This is a genomic window from Thalassobaculum sp. (assembly GCF_040219215.1).
In the GTDB taxonomy this organism is placed as follows: domain Bacteria; phylum Pseudomonadota; class Alphaproteobacteria; order Thalassobaculales; family Thalassobaculaceae; genus Thalassobaculum_A.
Genome location: NZ_JAVJSX010000008.1, coordinates 576,020 through 595,285, shown reverse-complemented (window position 1 = coordinate 595,285; position 19,266 = coordinate 576,020). Strand labels below are relative to the sequence as shown.

The following is a 19,266-nucleotide window of genomic DNA, read 5'->3' as shown; positions in this document are numbered from 1 at the left end:
TCACCGCCAAGGTTGCGCCGCTGCAAAAACCCGGTCCGCGACCCGGTCCGCCAATCGGCTACACCGTTGGCCGCCGAACGGAAACAACTCGGAGAACCGCGGCGCCAAGGTGCGCTCGATCGCCACCCGCAGCAGGCGGCGGGCCCGGTGCAGGCGAGTCTTCGCGGTTCCTGGCTGGATAGACAGCCGCTCCGCAGTCTCCTCGGTGCTCAGCCCCTCGACGTCGCGCAGAACGAACACCATCCGATAGACGTCGGGCAGATCGTCGACCGCCCGCTCGAGCACGCGCCTGACATGACCGCGGTCGGCCTCGCTTTCGGGACCGGCAGTCGCCATCGACATCGGGAACATGATCACGCTCGCCGCGCCGGAACCGGCCGCGTTCTCAAGCTCCGACAGTTCACCGGTGGGCCGGCGGCGCCTTAGGCGACCCAGCGCCTCGTTCAGTGTGATACGGGTCAGCCAGGTCGCGAACGACGCCTCGCCCCGATAGCTGGCGAGCGAGGTGAAGGCCCGGACATAGGCTTCCTGCACCACGTCTTCTGCCTCGGCATTGTCACGCATGACTCCACGCGCCGCCCGGAACAGCTGGCGGTTGTGGCGCTGCACCAGCAACCGCACCGCCGGCTCGCTGCCGCCACGGGCCAGGGCCACCAGTTCGGCATCGCTGGTCGCCTCGTCGATCGTTGTGGCACGGTCGCTCGCCAAGCCCATGTCACGCCTCCTTCAGTTCGATCAACGGCCAGCTGCGGGCCGGACCATTCCGTTTGCCATGATGTCCGCAACACTTGGAAACTCCCGCAATGCCACCGACGGCAGGCCGCCGTCGCCGTACATGCCGCTGCCCGGATGGCCGACGATGATCCGGCCGACCATTCCGGCGTGCTCGTGCGGAATGCAGTAGTAATCGTAGACACCCGACGTTCTCAGTGTGACCGAGAACGTCTCGCCCGGCAGCAGGTAGTCGGTGTCCCATGGCGTGGCCGCGGCCGGAATCCGGCGTGGCCGGTCGAAATTCGCCGGGTGATAGGCGGTCGCGGTATGGGCATTGCCGGCATCGTGGTTGGTCCATCGCACGATCTGGCCGGGCCGGACACGAATGCCAATCGGATCGAACCATACGCGCGCGCCTCCATCGACGCCTCGCATCCCGATCTCGACGACATCCGCCGACACCGCAACACCTCCGGGGAACGCGAGGGCGGCAACGACGCCGCCCCCCGTCCAAAGGATCGACCGTCGAGGCAAGCTCATTTCGCGACCCGGGCCTCTCCGGTGACCGGTACGTGCCAGAGCACGACATGGGCGTGCGGCACCGCCACACCGGGATGGCCGGCGTTGTAGTAGACATCGACGTGATCGACGAGCGTGCCCGGTACCGCGAGATTGTCGAAGGTCTTGTCCGGGTTCAGGTCGGCGATCGGGATCATGTAGATCGTGCTGACCAGCTTGCCATCGCGATCGTAGGCGACAAATGGCCCAGCCGGCAGGGTTGCAGGATCGACGAACAACTGTCCGAGGCCGGGAATGAAGTCCGGCAGCTTCACCAGCTTGCTGACCTGCTGGTATGGCGCCTTCGGCGGCGATGTCGCCATCGACGCATCGGGGCCATGGGCCAGGGCGGCGGTCGCCGCGCCGAACGTCAGGGCTGCTGCAAGCACCAGTGCTCTCTTCATATCGGTGTCTCCGTTGCGGATTGGAGCCGCCGGATGTGACGGCATCAATCGGTTGGATGCGTTCGATCCTGAAAGGTTCCCGGACGGGCCGTTCGCCGTGTACAAGTCCGGCGATGCCACCGTCGCTGCCTTTCCCCGCGCTCAAGCAATGGGCGGTCTCGATCGTCGTCACGGTCGTGTTGCTGTCGTTGATCGCCGCCGCGATAGGCGGCGAGACCTGGGAGGTTTCGACGGCGGTTCTGGCGACGGTCGTCGCGGTGGCTACGCTGCTGCACCGGCTGTTTCCGGGCAGCCGGTTCTTTACGATCACCTTCGCCAACGCGATCGGCGTCTACGCCTGCCTGTACGCGTCGTTCCTGGAGAGCCTGTACACCGGGGTCGACACAACGGTGGCGCTGATCGGCTTTCTGTTGCCGATCCTGGCGTTCGCCACCGGAGTGTTCATACGTCGGCACGCCATCCGCTCGGTCATTGCGTCCGCCCATCCGCACATCCAGAGGCGGTTCGGGCGGGCCTTCCTCTGGCTGATTCCGGTAGCGCTGATCGGCTTCGGCAATTTCATCGTGCCGCTCGGTTCGCTCGACCCGCTGGCCCAATCGGAATGGCTGCTGGTCGCCATGGGGGCCATCGCGCTCGTGGTCCTGCTGGCAAGCCGCAATGTCGCGGTGTTCCTGATCGACACCGGGCTGCTGTTCGAGGACTTTTTCGAGACGGTCGCCGGGCTGGTAAAGCCGGCTTTCGCCTTCCTTACCTTCTACTCCATGATCGTCGTGCTGTTTGCCACGCTGTACCGTCTGCTCGGCCGGCTGGACACTGCGCCGACGTTCATGATCGATGGAACCGCCCGCGACCCCACCTTCGTGGAGAGCCTGTACTTTTCGATCATCACCCTGTCGACGGTCGGTTACGGCGACATCGTGCCGATCACCTACGCCGCGCGCATCGTTGTCGCCCTGCAGGTTGTCAGCGGAATCATGCTGCTGCTGTTCGGGTTCCATGCCCTGATGCGCCGAACCTCACGAGGGTCCTGAGTTCGTGGCTACCGCACACACCGCTTCGATTTCCCCGCTGCGTCTGGCGCTTGCCTGGGTGCTTGCGCTGACCGTCCTGCGGGTCGCCGGCCTCGCGATGAGCGGGTTGGAGCTGCACGGCGACGAGGCGCAGTACTGGAGTTGGGCGCAGCGCCTCGACCTCGGCTACTTCACCAAGCCGCCGTTGATCGCCTGGCTGATCGCCGCCACCACGGCGGCCTGCGGCGACGCCGAGGTCTGCGTGCGGGCCTCCTCCCCGCTGCTGCACGCTGCCACCGCGATGGGCCTTTATGCCCTGGGACGCGCCCTGCGCGATGCCCGGACCGGCATGTGGGCGGCACTGCTGTGGATCACCCTGCCCTCGGTCGCGTTCTCCAGCCTGATCGTGTCGACCGACGTGCCGCTGCTCGCCTGCTGGACGGTGGCGGTCCTGGCGCTGCGCCGTACCCTGGACAGCCGCGATCTCGGCCGGGTTTCGTGGGGCTGGGCGGCGGCCGCCGGTATCGCCATCGGCCTCGGCCTGCTGGCCAAATACGCCATGGCCTACGCCGCCGTCGGCTTCGCCCTGCATCTCATCTTTGCCCGCGAAGATCGCTGGATCCTGCGCGATACGCGCGGCCTGCTGATCCTGGCGCTCGCCGCGACGATCCTGGCGCCGAACCTGATCTGGAACGCCCAGCACGACTTCGCGACCGTCGGCCATCTCGGCGACAACGCCAACCTCAAGGGCACGCTGTTCAATCCGGGACATGTGGTCGAGTTCCTCGGCCAGCAGTTCGGCGTGTTCGGGCCGATTCCGTTCCTGGTGCTGCTCTGGCGCGTCATCGCCTGGGCGCGCGGCCAGGCGAGTGCCGCCGAGCGCTATCTGCTGGCGTTCGCACTGCCGCCGCTGGCGGTGGTGGTCGTCCAGGCGTTCCTGTCGCGCGCCAACGCCAACTGGGCGGTGACCGCCTACCCGTCGGCCGCCGTGCTCGTCGCCCTCTGGCTGACCGAGGCCGGTCGCGCCCGTGCGTGGCGGCTGTGGACAGTCGGCCCGCACCTGGTGGCCAGCCTCTCATTCCTCCTGCTGGTTGCGGTATGGCCGACCCTGGCGCTGCCCTATGTCTCGAAAGGCTTCGCTCGCCTGTCCGGCTGGCAGGCCATGTCCCAGCAGATCCGTCCGATCCTCGACCGCAACCTCACGCTGCCGGTGCTGATGAGCGATCGCATGACCATGGCGTCGCTGCTGTACTACCTGCGCGACCGACTGACCGAGGCGAACGGCCGGGACGAAGGCGATGCCCGCATGCCGGTTTGGAACTGGGACTGGAACCACCGGCCCGAGAACCACTACGAACTGCTCGACGCCTATGGTGCGACGAGCGGCGACCCGGTGCTGCTGATCACCGACTGGCCGGACCCGCGTCCGATCGTGGAGAAGTTCGAACACACCGAATCGATTTCGGCGCTTTCGGTCACCAGTTTCGGCCGCACCAAGCGATTGTCGATCTGGCGGCTTTCAGGTTATCGCGGGCATTAGGATTCTCAGCGCGGAGCAGGACGATGACCATCGGTGTCGGCGGATCGACGGCGGAAGCGGAACTGGCGGCCATGACGTCGCTGCGCGGCGATACGCCGGCGATCGGGGACGCCGAACGGACACAGCGGATCGCACGGGCCCAGGCGCTGATGCGCGAGGCGGGCGTCGATGCGCTGTGGCTCGACGTGTCGACCAGCCTGACCTACTTCACCGGCCTGCGTCTCGGCCGCAGCGAGCGGCTGCACGGCGCCGTCCTGCCGGCACGCGGCGACCTCACCTATGTCTGCCCGGCGTTCGAGGAAGAGAAGCTGCGCACCATGCTGACCCTCGGCGACGACGTCGCGGTGTGGGAGGAGCATGAGGACCCGACCGCCCTGGTCACCGACACACTGCGTGCCAAGGGCATCGCCGTCGGCACCGTCGGGGTCGACGAAGCCACGCCGTTCTTCACCTTCGATGGGCTCCGCCGGGCCGGCAACGCCTATGACTTCGTCAACGCCAGCCGGATCACCGCCGGCTGCCGGTCGATCAAGTCGGATGCCGAGATCGCGCTGATGCAGACCGCCAAGAACATCACGCTGGAGGTCCACAAGGCGACCGCCCGGATGCTGCACGTCGGCATCACCACCACCGAGGTCCAGGCCTTCATCGTCGAGGCGCACCGCCGGCTCGGCTCGGAGGGGCCGCCGCCGTTCAACATCGTGCTGTTCGGCGAGGCCACCGCCTATCCGCACGGCGTGCCATACCCGCAGACCCTGAAGGACGGCGACATGGTGCTGGTCGACATCGGCGCGCCGGTCGACAGCTACCTGTCCGACATCACCCGCTCCTACGTGTTCGGCGAGCCTAGTTCCCGGCAACGCCAGATCTGGAACCTGGAGCAGGCCGCGGAATTGGCGGTGTTCGAGGCGGCGCAACTCGGTGCGCGCTGCGAGGATCTCGACGCGGCCGCCCGCCGGGTGATCGAGGCCGGCGGGTTCGGTCCCGGCTATGCCACTCCCGGCCTGCCGCATCGCACCGGCCACGGCATCGGCCTGGACGTGCACGAGTGGCCGTACATCGTGAAGGGCGACACCACCGTTCTGGTACCCGGCATGACCTTCTCCAACGAACCGACGATCTGCGTGTACGGCGAGTTCGGGGTGCGCCTGGAAGACCACATCTACATGACCGCCGACGGCCCGCGCTGGTTCACCGAGCCGGCGCACACGGTCGACGATCCCTTCGGGTATGAGGCTTAGGTTCGATGCAGTGGTCGGGCGGTGCAGGGCGATATCTGCCATGAGTTGACGCACGTCAATGATCGGGTCGCGAATAATCCGGATATTGCGGGCAACCGACGCTCGCACCCTCCGAAAGGGGAACCGGACATGGTCAACTACAAAGCTCTCGCCGCAGCCGCGATCGCCACCTTGGCACTGCCGGCCATCTCCTTCGCGCAAACCTCGAAACCAGTCTCAATGCAGGAATGCGCTCGCCCCGACCCGGCGTCCGACCACGCCGCGATGCAGGGATGCATGACGAGCATGCAGGAGATGATGGCCAAGGCCCGGCAAGCGAAAACACCGGCCGAGCGTCAGGCGCTGATGGGCGAACATATGGCCATGATGCAGGGCCAGATGGCGGCCATGCATGGCATGAAAGGTCACGGCGCCGACGGCGCGATGACGGATCCGAAGTCGGCGCCGCAGATGAAGATGATGCAGCAGCGCATGGACATGATGCAGGACATGATGAAGCAGATGCTTGATCAGCAAGACCTCATGATGAAACCGGCCAAGTAACAGCCGACGACCTCACCCCATTTTCAAAGCTTAGCGCTGGAGGCACCGATGGGCGGATTCCTGGATCACGGTGATTCGATCATGTGGGGCATGGAGTGGGGACATCTGCTCTTCACCCTGTTGATCATCCTCGTGATTGCGGCATTGGCCAAGTACCTCTTCTCCAGGAACAATGGGGCCGGCTGATGCCTTCGAAACGACCGGCCGAGTAACCCCTCAACGGGCCACGGTCGATGCGACCTCCACGATCCGCCCGGATTCCAGATGCACGACCCGATCCATCGCAGAAAGCGCCGCCGGGCGATGGCTGATGGTGATCACGGTACGGCCGGCCATCAACGGTAGCAGGACGTCCAGCACCGCCCGCTCGGTCTCGGCGTCCAAGCCTTCGGTCGGCTCGTCCAGCAGCAGGATCGGCGCGTCCTTCAGCAGGACCCGGGCCAACGCGATACGGCGAGCCTCGCCGCCCGACACCGCCACGCCGGCCTCGCCGAGCCAGGTATCCAGCCCTTCGGGCAGCGCCGCAGCGAACCCACCGAGGCCGGCCTGCTCCAACGCCTGCCGCAACGCAGCATCGCCGGCGCCCGGTGCGGCGATCGCCAGATTGTCGCGCAGGCTGCCTGCCAGGATCGAGGTCGCCTGCGACAGCACACCAATGCAGCCATGCAGGTCGGCGACCGTCAGATCGCGCAGATCGACCCCGCCGAGCGTCAGCCGTCCGGCATCGGGATCGTGGAACCGCAACAGCAATGACAGCAGGGTCGACTTGCCGGCCCCGCTCGGTCCGGCGATGCCGAGTTTCCCACCGTCCGGAACGGAGATGTCGATGCCGGAAAGCGCCACCGCACCGCTGCCGGGATAGCGAAAGCTCACCCCTTCCAGCGCCAACGCGGTCGAACTCGGCGCCTTGCGGCGGCGTCCTTCCGGCGGATCGAGCACCGCCGGTGTCGCGTCGGCGATCTCGCGGACCCGGCGGGCGGCTGCCTTGGTCCGGCCGAGAAGCTGCCACGCCAGAGGCAGGGGGGCGACCGCTTCGAACGCCGCCAGGGTGACCAACACCGCCACCGCAATCAGCGCACCGTGACCGGATGCCGCCGCACTCAACGCCGCACCGCCAAGCACGACCGCCACCAGGGCCAGTTGCACGATGATCTGGCTGGCGGCTCCGCTGAACGCCGCTATCGTCGCCTGGCGTCGCAGCGCTGCTTCGTGATTGGCCTCGGCTTCGGCGATCGCCATCGCCTGCCGGTCGAGCGCCTGATTGGCGCTGAGATCGGCCATGCCCTGAACCAGATCGACCAGCGCGACCCGAAGCCGTGCCGAGGCTTCGATCTGCTCGCTCCCGATCCGACGCCCGGCGCGTTCCGCGAGTGCCGGCACACCGATGCCGGCGAACGCCATCAACGCGATCACGACGACCGCGACCATGGGCGAAATCGATCCAAGCACCACTGCCAGACCGAGTGCCGTCAGCAGCGCCACCACGGTCGGCGTCACCAACCGCAGGTACAGTCCGTCCAGCGCGTCGATATCGGAGACCAGCCGCGCCATCAGGTCGCCGCCGCGCCAGCCGCCGAGACGCGCAGGCGCCAGCGGGATCGCCCGCTCGAAAAACCACAGCCGCAGGTCGGCCAGCACCCGGAACGTCGCCTCGTGCGTGGTCAGTCGCTCCAGATAGCGGGCTGAGGTGCGCCCGATGGCCAGCACCCTCAGCCAGACGATCGCGGTGAGAGCCCCGCCGGCAGCCGCTCCGGCCACCAGGCCGCCGGCCAGCCCCATCAGCACGATCCCGCTTACCGTGGCCGTGACCGCGAACGCCGCTCCCACCGCCAGCCATCCGGCGCGTCGGCGTGCCAGCGCCAGCAGGGCGACAAGGTCAAACAATCCGCCCCCCTCCGCCGTCGGGCTCCGCCACCCGCCCGGCATCGATCCGGATCACCCGGTCGGCGCGGGCAACCACCTGGGGGGAGTGAGTGGCGATCAGCACAGTGCGGTCGGTACGCAGGCGGTCGATCGCCTCCAGCACCGCGGCCTCGCTGTCGCGGTCAAGATTGGCCGTCGGCTCGTCCAGCAACACCAGAGGGGCGTCACGCAGGAAGGCCCGGGCCAGCGCCACGCGTCGTGCCTCGCCGCCGGACAGGCCCCGCCCGCCCTCGCCCACCAGGGTCGCCAACCCGTCAGGCAGTCGGTCGGCGAACCCGGAGACCCCGCACGCGTCGGCCGCCTGGCGAACCGCGTCGTCGGATGCCTGCGGCCGACCCAGCCGCAGATTGTCGGCCAGCGTGCCGGCGACAATCCGCGGCGTCTGTCCGGCCCACGCGATCGAGGCCCGCAACTCCGGTCCGGAGATCGAACGGCCGTCGACCATGACGGCACCGCCGGTCGGGCGCTCGTGCCCCAGCAGCAAGGCCAGGACCGACGACTTACCGGCACCGCTTTCCCCGGCCAGTGCCACCATTTCCCCGGCCGCGATCCGGAAGCTGCACCCATCCAGAGCGGGACGACGGCCGCCGGGGTAGGACAGGTCGACGGACTTGAACACCACCTCGGGCGCCCGTTCCAACCGGGCCAATGCGCCGCCCGACGGCAGCGCCGCCGCCGCGTCGATGATCTCCAGCATGCCCTCGGCGGCACCGACCGCCGCTGCCCGGTCGTGATAATGCTGGCCGAGTCGACGCAGCGGGTGGAACACTTCCGGCACCAGGATCAGCAGAAACAGGCTGGCCTCCAGATCCAGCCCGCTGCCGCCGTCGAGCAGGGCTGATCCGATCCGCCCGGCAACCAGGGCGAGCGACCCGACTGCCAGCAGTTCCAGGACCGTCGACGACAGGAAGGCGACCCGCAGCACCGCCATGGTCGAGGCCCGGTAGGCGTCCGCCACGTCGCGGACCCGTGCCAGTTCACGCTCGGCGGCACCGAACAGCTTGAGCGTGGTCAAGCCCTGCAACCGGTCGAGAAACACGCCGCTCATCCGCTGCAGAACGATCATTTGCCGACGCGCGGTGGTGCCGGTGCGCCAGCCGACCAATCCCATCGTCAGGGGCACCAGCAGGCCCGCCGCCAGCAGGATCCATCCGGTTCCGGGGTCGACCAGGAATGCCGGCACCAGTAACGCCACCGGAATGGCCACGGCCAGGGCCTGCACCGGCAGGTAGCGTGCGACGAACCCGTCCAGGGTCTCGACCTGCTCCATCAGTGTAGCGGTGACCGCGCCGCTCCGCCGGGACTTCAGCCAGGACGGGCCAAGCCGCGCCAGGGCGGCGACGAGATCGGCGCGCACCGCCTGTTTCACCCGCGAGGCGGCCGTCGCGGCGGCGATCTCGGAGACGGCGTTCAATGCAGCCCGGAAGGCGAACGCCAGGACCGCCAGCCCGGCGGTCGGGAGCATTGCCTCAAGCGCCAAGCCGCCGATTGCGCCGGCGATCAGCCGTGCCAGCAGGAACGCCTGGAGCACCGCCAGCATTCCGCCGACAAATCCCGTCGACATCGCGATCACCAGGGGTGCTCGCGCCCCGGCCGCCTGCTGCTTCAGCCAGCGCTGACGGCGGCGGTCCTCGGCACGGCGCACCGCCGCGGACGGCTGCCCGCCAGCGTCGGCTACAGAAGATGGGAGGGCGTCAACCATGGCGCGGCTGCGGTACCCTGCGGCCGTCGCGGTGTCAAACCGCCTGAGAGGCGCGCGACTTGATACGATGTGTGCTGCCCCTACATGGACCTGGGTGGATCAGGCAAGCGACAGGATCATGATCGGCCGCGGCGGGCGGCGGCGCGTCGGCGTGGAGATCGAGTTCGGAAGGTTGGACTCCAATCGGGCCGCCGCAGCCGTGCAGCGCCGCTTTGGCGGTGCGATCGAGCCCGACGGCCCGCACCGGGTCGCCGTCCGGAACACCGAACTGGGTGACTTTCGGGTGGAGCTTGATTGGGGATGGGTCCATGGGGTCGCCGACCAGGGCGGTGTCGTCGACAAGGCCAAGACGCTCCTGGGAGAGCTTGGCCGGGAAGTCGTCCCGACCGAACTTGTAACGCCGCCGATGCCCGCGGGACGCCTGCCGGAGATCGACTCTCTGGTCATGGATCTGGTCGATCTCGGCGCTGAAGGCACCCGTTCGGGATTGTTCAACGGGTTCGGCCTTCATCTGAATCCATCTCTTGGCCCTGACGATCTGGCGACCGACCCGATCCGCCGGGTTCTGCAGGCGTATCTGCTGGAATCCCCGGCCCTGCGTATCGCGATCGATGTCGACCCGATGCGCAGCCTGCTGCCATTCGTCGAACCGTTTCCGCAGCCCTATATCGACCACGTTCTCCATCCGGACTACGCGCCGTCGCTGGGGCAGTTGATTGACGACTATCTCCGGTTCAACCCGACACGGAACCGCGAACTCGACCTGCTGCCCCTGTTCGCGCAGGTCGACGAGGAACGCGTCCGTCGCGCGCTGCCGGACCCTCGCATTTCCGCACGCCCGACCTTCCATTGGCGCCTGCCGAACGCCGACATAGAGGAACCGAACTGGACCGTCGCAGGACAATGGACACGCTGGCTGCGGATCGAGGAAATAGCCTGCGACTCAGCCGCACTGAACGAACGGCTGGTCGAACGCGTCGGTGTGCTTGAAGGCCGCGAGAGTTTGTGGGCCTCGCTGTTTTGAGACTCTCACGTCATCCGCGACCGCGCATCGGGGTGACCACCGGCCGTTTCAAGGGCCGGGCGATGCGTCTGGCGAACTCGCTCGGCGTGCTGCTGGGGGGCGGTACGCCAGTCACGATCGGACCCGGCCTTCGCACAGATCTTACCGATCTGGACGGCCTGATCGTCGGCGGCGGGGTCGACATCGAGTCCAGACTGTACGGTGTCGACACCACCGACGAGTGGCCTTACGACCCGGACCGGGATGCCCTTGAGATCAGGGCGCTGGACTGGGCCGAGCAGCACGACAAGCCGGTTCTCGGCATCTGTCGGGGCGCGCAGCTGCTCAACGTCCACCGCGGCGGCACCCTCATACTCGACTTGGACCGTGCCCGTCCCGACCTGCGGAATCCACGTTCGATCTTCCCTTGCAAGACTGCCCATCTGCTTCCGTCATCGAGCCTGGCCGCCATGCTCGGACCAGGAACCCTGGGGATCAACGCGCTACACCATCAGGCCGTCGAGAAGATCGGGCAGGATCTGGCAATCGCAGCGGTCGACAGTGGCGGCATCGTCCAGGCAATCGAACAAACCGGCCACCGCTTCCGGGTCGGCGTTCAATGGCATCCGGAACTGCTGTTGTGGAGCACCCGGCACCGCCAGCTGTTCCGGGCCCTGGTCGCGGCCGCGGCGGCCGTGCCTCAGCGGCAGGTGCCCGAGCCGGCCTCGATCAACGCATAACCCAGCGCAGGCGCCGGGTTGCCGGATCCGGCCAACGGCGACTCGATCCGCCCGAACCGGGCCTCGGCAGGCACCGGACCTCCGATCTCCGCCAGGGTGGCCACTCGGACATGCTCGGCTGTCTGCGGGTAGCGCGTGTCGTTCCATATCACCAGACAGGCGCCTGAGCGTTCCAGTGCCGGGGGGCTGAAATGGGGCCGCTTGTTGGATACCACCCTGGTCTCCGGCAGGAAGCGCCGCAGATTGGCCCCGGCATCAGTGTAGGGAGAGTCGAAGCTGAGGATCGTGCCCCGCTCGAACCCGGCCTCGCGCAACCCGTCGGCGTAGAGATGCCATGGCATGACCAACCGGCATTTCGAGCAGTCGACCAGTTCGACCGCCCGCTGGCCGGTCAGCACCACCAGGGCAACGATCGCCAAGAATCCGAGAATCCCGGTGTACGTCACGGCACGCCAGCGGTGCAGCGGTGCTTCGGGCAGCCAGGCGAACAGCAGCAACGGCAACGGCATCAGCACGAACATGTAGTGCTCGCGCAGCTTCTCCATGCCGGCAGCCAGCACCAAGGCGGTTGCAGCGGCCCACAGCAGTAGCAGCCACAGCCCAAGCCAGCGCCGCACTCGCCGTCGTGCCGGAGATGCCGCCGGCCGATTGCGGCGCGCCAAATCCATCAGGAACACCAGGGTGAACAGCGGCAGCAACGGCAAGGCAAAGCCGCCCGCCGAATCCAGAACCAACAGCAGCCGATCCACGAGCCCGGTCACCGCGTACTCCGGGACCACGCCCGACACCAGCCGGTTGTCGGCAACCGCCATCCAGCGCTCGAAATGCCAACCGATCCAGATGTAGGGCGGAGCGGCGAGCGCCAGCCCGGCCGCGACTGCAATCAGACCGCGACGGCTCCAGAGAGCGGCGCGCAACGCCGGATCGACGCCCGCGGCGATCAACAGGCACAGCAACACCGGCGGATAGCTGAACTTGCCAAGCGACCCGAACGCCACCGCGACGACCAGCCCGGCGTACCCCGCGACGCTGGGTACCCGCGCCAACCGCAGCATCAACCAGACCGTTCCCGCCAGCGCCGTGATCAGCACCAGCGAATCCATGTAGTTGCGAAGCGCTTCCCAGCCATAGAACCAGAACCCGAAGGCCGAGAAAGCGACGGCAACCGAGGTCCGGCGGTCCTCGAACACCTCGCGGGCCGCGGCATGCATCAGCACCGCGAACAGCGCCAGCAGGCCGTAGCGGATCAACAGCGCGACGGCGAGCGACGGCCCGATGATGGATTCAACCAACGCCGCAAGCCAGCCAGCCATCGGCGGGTTGCCGAAATCATAGATCCAGGCGAAGCCCTGGCCGTACAGCATGAGCTGGGCTTCATCGCCGGACGAGCCGGTGAGCGCGAAGCTGCGGATCAGGAACGCGACCGAATAGTAGGCGACCGCCGCCACGGCAAAGCCGAGCGGTGTCGCCAGCAGGTCGAGCAGCCTGTCGAGCCCGATAGCCAGACGGCGCGGTCTGGTGTCGGTGTGAACGGCGTTGGTCATAGCCGCGGACGTATGGCGGCAGGCATGCAAGGGGTCAAGCATGCGAATGGATCGACGTCGGGTTCGGCCGCTTCAGACTCAACCGCCGCTCCCGGCCGGCCGGCCACCCGTACACGTGCGTCGAAACCTGACAAGCCTCGCCAGAACGTGCCTCAGCGATCAGGAGATGCCTTCGTAACGAACGCCCTCCATGATCATATCAACGCGCTCTCCATCGTCCGAATATGGCAGATAGACCGCCTCGTACCGAATGTGGCCCTTGTTGGCGTGCACCATTCGTCCGACCGAGCGCACCGGTCGACGGTGCTTGACGACGTAGACGTATGGCGAAACCACTTCGTCATAGATATCGGGGTCGTAGAGCTCATCCATGTAGCGGTGGGTCGCATCCCGCGACAGGGCCCCGGTAACGCCGGACCCGACCAGCCGGAAGCGGAACCTGAGCGGAGCCAGCTCGACGTCGATCAGCACCACCCAGCCCAGATTCTGCTGGATGTCGGTCGGCGTAAAGTCGGCTCGGCGCGGCAGGCTGTGGAACCGGTAGATCGAGTTCCAGAAACTCAGAAGCGACTCAAGGTTTTTGTCTTCGAATGAAAGGCTTACATCCAGTTCCCGCCAGGCAGAGTTTCTCGAGAAATCGTCCATCACGCCGATGCTCGATCGAATCTGGGATCGATTTCAGCATAACAACGATCTGCTCAAACAGCCAGTGAGCGGGGACCAGAAGTCGTCAGTGGCTCCGCCATCTCGATCACGCTGCGGTCCAGCGCCGCTGCCAGCGTCGGGTCATGCCGCGTCGCGTCGTGCCCGTTCCTCTTCCGGATCATAGGCCAGCGACGGCGCCATCCATTTCTCAACCCAGGCCACCGTCTCGCCCTTGCGCCGGGCATAGTCCTCGACTTGGTCGCGCTCGATCCGGCCAAGTCCGAAATACCGCGCATCCGGATGCGCGAAGTAGAACCCCGACACCGACGATGCCGGCCACATCGCGCAGGATTCCGTCAGCTTCACGCCCGCCTTGGCCTCGGCGTCGAGCAACTCGAACAGGGTGCGCTTCTCGGTGTGGTCCGGACAGGCCGGATAGCCCGGCGCCGGCCGGATGCCCTGATATCCTTCGTTGATCAGGGCGTCGTTGCTCAGCGCCTCATCCGGCGCATAGCCCCAGAACTCCTTGCGGACCCGCTCGTGCATGTGCTCGGCGAACGCCTCGGCCAGCCGGTCGGCCAGCGCCTTGATCAGGATCGACGAGTAGGTGTCGTTGTCAGCGTCGAACTCGCGGGCCTTGGCTTCCAGCTCCGGTCCGGCGGTAACCACGAACCCGCCCAGCCAGTCGGCCCGGCCGCTGCCGGCCGGCGCGATGTAATCGGCCAGCGCGAGATTGGCCTTGTCGCCCTCGCGCGGCATCTGCTGGCGCAAGGTGTGGATGATCGACAGGGTCTCCTTGCGGTCCTCGCCGGTGAACAGCCGCAGGTCGTCGCTCTCGGCCGCCGCCGGCCAGAACCCGATCACGGCGCGCGGTCGCGCCCAATTCCCCTCGACGATGCGCTTCAGCATGGCCTGGGCGTCATTCCACAGCGGCCGCGCCGCCTCGCCGTACTTCGGATCGTCCAGGATGTCCGGGAACCGGCCGCGCAATTCCCAGGTCGTGAAGAACGGCTGCCAGTCGATCCGTTCGACCAGTTTGTCCAGGGGGTAATCCTCGAACACCGTGATGCCGGGCTTCACCGGCCGCGGCGGATCGTAGCGCCCCCAGTCGATGTCGGCCTTGTTGGCCCGGGCCTCGCCGATGGTGATGCGCTGCCGGTCGGTGCGGCCGCGGCGACGGCCTTCGGCCATCTGCCGGTAGTCGGCCCGGACTTCGCTGGCGAAATGCGCCTTGGCATTGCCCGACAGCAGGTTCTGCACGACGCCGACCGCGCGCGAGGCGTCGGTGACGTACACCACCGGGCCGGCCGAATAGGCCGGGTCGATCTTCACCGCTGTGTGCATCTTCGAGGTGGTCGCCCCACCGATCAGCAGCGGCAGGTCGAGACCTTCGCGCTGCATTTCGGAGGCGACGTAGACCATCTCGTCCAGGCTCGGCGTGATCAGGCCGCTGAGGCCGATGATGTCGGCCTTCTCGGCAATCGCCGTCTCGATGATCTTGGCGCACGGCACCATCACGCCGAGGTCGACGACGTCGTAGTTGTTGCACTGCAGGACCACGCCGACGATGTTCTTGCCGATATCGTGGACATCGCCCTTGACCGTCGCCATGACGATCTTGCCCTTGGCCTCCGGCGGACCATCGCCCTTCTCGGCCTCGATGTAAGGCAGAAGATAGGCCACCGCCTTCTTCATCACGCGCGCCGACTTCACCACCTGCGGCAGGAACATCTTGCCGGCGCCGAACAGGTCGCCGACCACGTTCATGCCGTCCATCAACGGACCTTCGATCACCGCCAGCGGCCGGTCGGCGGCCAGACGCGCTTCCTCGACGTCGACCTCGACGTGGTCGGTAATGCCATGGACCAGGGCATGCTCGAGACGTTTCGTCACCGGCAACTCGCGCCAGGAGTCGTCGACCACCTTGGCCTTGGCGCCGTCGCCGCGGTAGCGCTCGGCGATCTCCAGCATCCGGTCGGTGGCGTCGGCCCGCCGGTTCAGCAGCACGTCCTCGATCCGCTCGCGCAGCTCTTCGGGTATGTCCTGGTACACCGGCAACGCGCCGGCGTTGACGATCGCCTTGTCCAGCCCGGCCTCGATGGCGTGGTACAGGAAGCAGGCGTGCATCGCCTCGCGGACCAGGTTGTTGCCGCGGAACGAGAACGACACGTTCGACACGCCGCCGGACACGTGGGCGTGCGGGCAGCGCTGCTGGATCAGCCGGGTGCCCTCGAAGAACGCGCGGGCGTAGTCGTTGTGTTCCTCGATGCCGGTGGCGACCGCGAAGATGTTCGGGTCGAAGATGATGTCCTCGGGCGGAAACCCGACGGTGTCCACCAGCAGCCTGTAGGCCCGCTCGCAGATGTCGGCCTTGCGCTCGGCGGTCTCGGCTTGGCCCTGCTCGTCGAACGCCATGACCACGACGGCCGCTCCGTAGCGTAGCACCTTGCGGGCCTGTTCAAGGAACGGCTCCTCGCCCTCCTTCAGGCTGATCGAGTTCACGATCCCCTTGCCCTGCAGGCATTTCAGCCCGGCCTCGATCACCGTCCACTTCGAGCTGTCGACCATGATCGGCACGCGCGAGATGTCCGGTTCGGACGCGATCAGGTTGAGGTAGGTCTGCATCGCCGCTTCGGAATCGAGCAGCCCCTCGTCCATGTTGACGTCGAGGATGGCAGCACCGTTCTCGACCTGCTGGCGCGCGACCTGAAGCGCCGCCTCATAGTCGTTGGCGGCGATCAGCTTGCGGAAGCGGGCGGAGCCGGTGACGTTGGTCCGCTCGCCGATGTTGACGAATATACCCTGTCGCTTCATGTCGCCTCAGGCAGCTTGGATTTCAAAGGGCTCGAGGCCGGACAGGCGCAGGCGGCGCGGTACCGACGGTACCACCCTGGGCCCGCTGCCCTTCACGGCTTCGGCGATGGCGCGGATGTGGTCGGGCGTAGTGCCGCAACAGCCGCCGACCAGATTGATCAGCCCGTCAGCCGCCCACCGTCCGAGATGGCCGGCGGTCTGGTCCGGGGTCTCGTCGTAGCCGCCGAACTCGTTCGGCAGGCCGGCGTTCGGATAGGCTGAAACCTTCACGTCGGCGACCCGCGACAGTTCCGCGACATGCGCCCGCAGTTCCTTGGCCCCGAGTGCGCAGTTGAAGCCGACCGCGAACGGCCGGGCGTGCCGCACCGAGTTCCAGAACGCTTCCGGTGTCTGGCCCGACAGCGTGCGCCCGGACCGGTCGGTAATGGTGCCGCTGATGATGATCGGCAGCTCGACCTTGGCCTCGTCGAACGCTTCGCGCACCGCCACCAGGGCAGCCTTGGCGTTCAGCGTATCGAAGATGGTCTCGACCATGATCAGGTCGGCTCCGCCCTCGATCAGGCCCAGCGTCGCCTCGTGATAAGCCTCGCGCAGTTCGTCGAACCGGACGTTGCGGGCGCCCGGATTGTTCACGTCCGGCGAGATCGAGGCGGTCCGGTTGGTCGGACCCAGCCCGCCTCCAACGAAGGCCGGCTCGCCGGTCCTGGCAGTGTGGGCATCGGCGGCCCGCCGCGCGATCTCGGCACCCGCCCGGTTGATCTCGCGCGCCAGATCCTGCAGGGCGTAGTCGGCCTGGCTGATCGAGGTCGCGTTGAAGGTGTTGGTCTGGATGATGTCGGCGCCGGCATCGAGATAGGCGTGGTGGATCTCCTCGATCGCCTCCGGCTTCGACAGGTTGAGGATATCGTTGTCGCCCTGCAACTCGGTCCCGTGGTCCTTGAAGCGCTCGCCGCGGAACTCGGCCTCGCTGAGCTTCAGGTTTTGAATCATCGTGCCCATGGCGCCGTCGAGCACCACCACCCGCTGCTTGGCGAGTTTATCCAGGGCATCCAAACGGTCGGATCGGGTCATAGCTTTCCTTTCGGCCGGCGGGCAGGCGCGGCAGCGGGATCGTTGGCGGCGGTGGTACGGAGGTCGCCAACCTCGTCCCCGCCCTTGAGCACGCCGAGGCGCTCGTTCAGCAACTTGGTGTCCTGCGGCGAAGCCCCGCCGCCGACCAGCGCCAGACGACACCACAGGATCGGATCGTTCAGGATCGCAGCCAGATCGCGCGATGTCGGGGCGGCCTCGACCATCAGCGGTCCCGGAAACGCCCGTGCAACCGCCCGCAGGGTCGCCGTCCAGCCATCCGCCAGATCGGTGTTTGCCACCCCCAGCGCCGCGACTCCGAGCCCGGCGGCCGCGGCGGCGGCCCGTGCCAACTCCTCGGTGACACGATCACGGTGCGGCGTGGCGAACAAGGCGTCATAGCGCAGCGTCAGCAGGACCGGCACCGACCGGCCGGCGTCCGACATGCCCCGCCGCACGCCGTCGAAGGCGGCCGTGAGCCGGGCCCCGTCCTGGTTGGTCTCCACCACGATCGCGTCGACACCACCGCCGGCGAGGCCGGACGCCATGGTCCGGGCCGCGGCTTCCACCCGCTCGAGCGGCAGGAAGCCAAGCTGGCGAACCCGCGATTCGATTCGAGCGACGCCCAACACCCAACGGGTAACGCCGGTCTCTTCGGTCGAAATCCGCGCGCTCTGCACCGCGTGCTCGGCCGCCATGTAGGAGACGATGAACGCCTCGTCGTGCATCCTGTAGCGGTCCAGGCGCTCGGGCGACGCGCCCGCGGTGTTGGTGCGGATCACCCGGGCACCGGCGGCGAGATAGTCGGCGTGCGCCGCCCGGACGTCGCGCGGCTGCTCGAGGTTCAGCACCTCAAGACAGGCCGCGCCATGCCCTGCCAGCGGCTCGGCCAAGCCACCGGAAACCAACAGCGGCGCACCACGTGCAGCCGCGATGAGGTCGGCTCGCGTCACGCGGCGGCTTCCAGCTCGGGCCGCACGCCCAGGCGCCGGCAGATCGCGGCGGCCAGTTGCGGGCGATTCAGGGTGTAGAAGTGGAAATCCTCCACGCCCTCGGCCATAAGCGCCATGCACAGCTCGGACGCGGTCGACGCAGCGACCAGCTGGCGGGTCTCCGGATCATCGTCAAGGCCGGCGAACAGATCGGCCATCCAGGCCGGCACGGCCGCACCGCATGCCTTGGAGAATTCCACGACCTTCTGGAAATTGGTAACCGGCAGGATGCCGGGAACGATGGGCGTGGTGATCCCGGCAGCGGCGCAGCGATCGCGGAACCGCAGGAAGGTATCGGCCTCGAAGAAGTACTGGGTGATCGCCCGGTTGGCTCCGGCGTCCAGCTTGCGCTTCAGGTTGTCCAGGTCGGCTTCGGCCGAGGCCGAGTCCGGGTGCGATTCCGGATAGGCGCCGACCGAGATCTCGAAGTCGCCGATCCGGCGCAGCCCGGCCGTCAGCTCGGCCCCGTTGGCGTAGCCGCCTTCATGCGGCTTGTAGCCGCCGGAGCCGGCCGGCGCGTCGCCGCGCAGCGCCACCACATGCCGGATGCCGGCATTCCACCAGCCGCGCGCCACCTCGTCGACCTCGTCACAGGTCGCGCCGACGCACGTCAGATGCGCGGCCGGTTCCAGGCCGGTTTCCCGCTTGATGCGGGTGACGATCCGGCTGGTCCGCTCCCGCGTGCTGCCGCCGGCGCCATAGGTCACCGACACGAAGCGCGGTCCGTACGGTGCCAGGCGGCCCAGGGTCTCCCACAGCTTAATCTCGCCGGCCTCGTCCTTGGGCGGGAAGAACTCGAAGCTGATCGAGGGTACTTTGGTCATC

18 protein-coding genes are annotated in these 19,266 nt (G+C 67.4%); 7 read left to right on the top strand and 11 right to left on the bottom strand.

Annotated elements, in window-relative coordinates; all coding sequences use genetic code 11:
• The 3 genes from RIC54_RS08265 to RIC54_RS08255 all read right to left on the bottom strand — a co-directional run bounded on the left by RIC54_RS08265 (window position 1) and on the right by RIC54_RS08255 (window position 1,676).
• Window positions 1–714 carry an RNA polymerase sigma factor gene (locus RIC54_RS08265; protein ID WP_350086664.1) on the bottom strand — a complete coding sequence of 238 codons (714 nt, stop codon included), beginning with the start codon at window positions 712–714 and terminating at the stop codon, window positions 1–3.
• Between the two features lie 21 nt (window positions 715–735).
• A complete protein-coding gene (locus RIC54_RS08260) occupies window positions 736–1,176 on the bottom strand; it encodes a plastocyanin/azurin family copper-binding protein (RefSeq protein ID WP_350086661.1) in 441 nt (146 codons plus the stop codon).
• Window positions 1,177–1,250: 74 nt separating this feature from the next.
• Window positions 1,251–1,676 (bottom strand): DUF5602 domain-containing protein, encoded by a 426-nt coding sequence (locus RIC54_RS08255; protein WP_350086658.1) that lies wholly within the window; start codon window positions 1,674–1,676, stop codon window positions 1,251–1,253.
• Window positions 1,677–1,789: 113 nt separating this feature from the next.
• Between RIC54_RS08255 and RIC54_RS08250 the strand changes: the two genes are divergently transcribed.
• The 5 genes from RIC54_RS08250 (at window position 1,790) to RIC54_RS08230 (ending at window position 6,196) form a co-directional block, all read left to right on the top strand.
• The gene (locus RIC54_RS08250) at window positions 1,790–2,707 is read left to right on the top strand and encodes a potassium channel family protein (RefSeq protein ID WP_350086655.1); all 918 of its coding nucleotides are present in this window, start codon (window positions 1,790–1,792) and stop codon (window positions 2,705–2,707) included.
• 4 nt (window positions 2,708–2,711) lie between these two features.
• Window positions 2,712–4,226 carry an ArnT family glycosyltransferase gene (locus RIC54_RS08245; protein WP_350086652.1) on the top strand — a complete coding sequence of 505 codons (1,515 nt, stop codon included), beginning with the start codon at window positions 2,712–2,714 and terminating at the stop codon, window positions 4,224–4,226.
• Between the two features lie 23 nt (window positions 4,227–4,249).
• On the top strand, window positions 4,250–5,467 hold the full coding sequence (locus RIC54_RS08240) for a M24 family metallopeptidase (protein ID WP_350086649.1): 1,218 nt from the start codon (window positions 4,250–4,252) through the stop codon (window positions 5,465–5,467).
• A gap of 129 nt (window positions 5,468–5,596) precedes the next feature.
• Window positions 5,597–6,010 carry a hypothetical protein gene (locus RIC54_RS08235; protein ID WP_350086646.1) on the top strand — a complete coding sequence of 138 codons (414 nt, stop codon included), beginning with the start codon at window positions 5,597–5,599 and terminating at the stop codon, window positions 6,008–6,010.
• 48 nt (window positions 6,011–6,058) lie between these two features.
• Window positions 6,059–6,196 (top strand): hypothetical protein, encoded by a 138-nt coding sequence (locus tag RIC54_RS08230; protein WP_350086643.1) that lies wholly within the window; start codon window positions 6,059–6,061, stop codon window positions 6,194–6,196.
• Between the two features lie 30 nt (window positions 6,197–6,226).
• Here RIC54_RS08230 and cydC read toward each other — a convergent pair whose 3' ends face one another.
• Both cydC and cydD read right to left on the bottom strand, forming a co-directional pair.
• Entirely contained in the window at window positions 6,227–7,894 is a 1,668-nt protein-coding gene (cydC, locus tag RIC54_RS08225) for a thiol reductant ABC exporter subunit CydC (RefSeq protein ID WP_350086640.1), read from the bottom strand.
• Window positions 7,887–9,635, bottom strand: coding sequence for a thiol reductant ABC exporter subunit CydD (gene cydD / locus RIC54_RS08220; protein WP_350086637.1), 1,749 nt, complete (start codon window positions 9,633–9,635; stop codon window positions 7,887–7,889). Before cydD ends, cydC begins: the two co-directional genes overlap by 8 nt.
• A 118-nt stretch (window positions 9,636–9,753) precedes the next feature.
• Here cydD and RIC54_RS08215 point away from each other — a divergent pair, with 118 nt between their 5' ends.
• Together RIC54_RS08215 and RIC54_RS08210 are read left to right on the top strand one after the other, a co-directional pair.
• Complete coding sequence (locus tag RIC54_RS08215) at window positions 9,754–10,659, top strand: amidoligase family protein (RefSeq protein ID WP_350086634.1); 906 nt, start codon at window positions 9,754–9,756, stop codon at window positions 10,657–10,659.
• A 32-nt stretch (window positions 10,660–10,691) separates the two neighbouring features.
• On the top strand, window positions 10,692–11,378 hold the full coding sequence (locus RIC54_RS08210; protein ID WP_350086630.1) for a gamma-glutamyl-gamma-aminobutyrate hydrolase family protein: 687 nt from the start codon (window positions 10,692–10,694) through the stop codon (window positions 11,376–11,378).
• Here the strand turns inward: RIC54_RS08210 and RIC54_RS08205 are convergent.
• The 6 genes from RIC54_RS08205 to metF form a co-directional block, all read right to left on the bottom strand.
• The gene (locus tag RIC54_RS08205; protein ID WP_350086627.1) at window positions 11,339–12,922 is read right to left on the bottom strand and encodes a glycosyltransferase family 39 protein; all 1,584 of its coding nucleotides are present in this window, start codon (window positions 12,920–12,922) and stop codon (window positions 11,339–11,341) included. The two genes, RIC54_RS08210 and RIC54_RS08205, sit on opposite strands and share 40 nt — an antisense overlap.
• A 159-nt stretch (window positions 12,923–13,081) precedes the next feature.
• Entirely contained in the window at window positions 13,082–13,567 is a 486-nt protein-coding gene (locus RIC54_RS08200; RefSeq protein ID WP_350086624.1) for a PAS domain-containing protein, read from the bottom strand.
• A gap of 141 nt (window positions 13,568–13,708) precedes the next feature.
• The gene (gene metH, locus RIC54_RS08195; protein ID WP_502990172.1) at window positions 13,709–16,381 is read right to left on the bottom strand and encodes a methionine synthase; all 2,673 of its coding nucleotides are present in this window, start codon (window positions 16,379–16,381) and stop codon (window positions 13,709–13,711) included.
• 6 nt (window positions 16,382–16,387) lie between these two features.
• Window positions 16,388–17,452 carry a homocysteine S-methyltransferase family protein gene (locus tag RIC54_RS27055; protein WP_502989653.1) on the bottom strand — a complete coding sequence of 355 codons (1,065 nt, stop codon included), beginning with the start codon at window positions 17,450–17,452 and terminating at the stop codon, window positions 16,388–16,390.
• Complete coding sequence (locus RIC54_RS08190) at window positions 17,449–18,402, bottom strand: homocysteine S-methyltransferase family protein (protein WP_350086621.1); 954 nt, start codon at window positions 18,400–18,402, stop codon at window positions 17,449–17,451. Before RIC54_RS08190 ends, RIC54_RS27055 begins: the two co-directional genes overlap by 4 nt.
• Entirely contained in the window at window positions 18,399–19,265 is an 867-nt protein-coding gene (gene metF, locus RIC54_RS08185; protein ID WP_350086618.1) for a methylenetetrahydrofolate reductase [NAD(P)H], read from the bottom strand. Before metF ends, RIC54_RS08190 begins: the two co-directional genes overlap by 4 nt.
• Window position 19,266 lies beyond the last annotated feature (1 nt).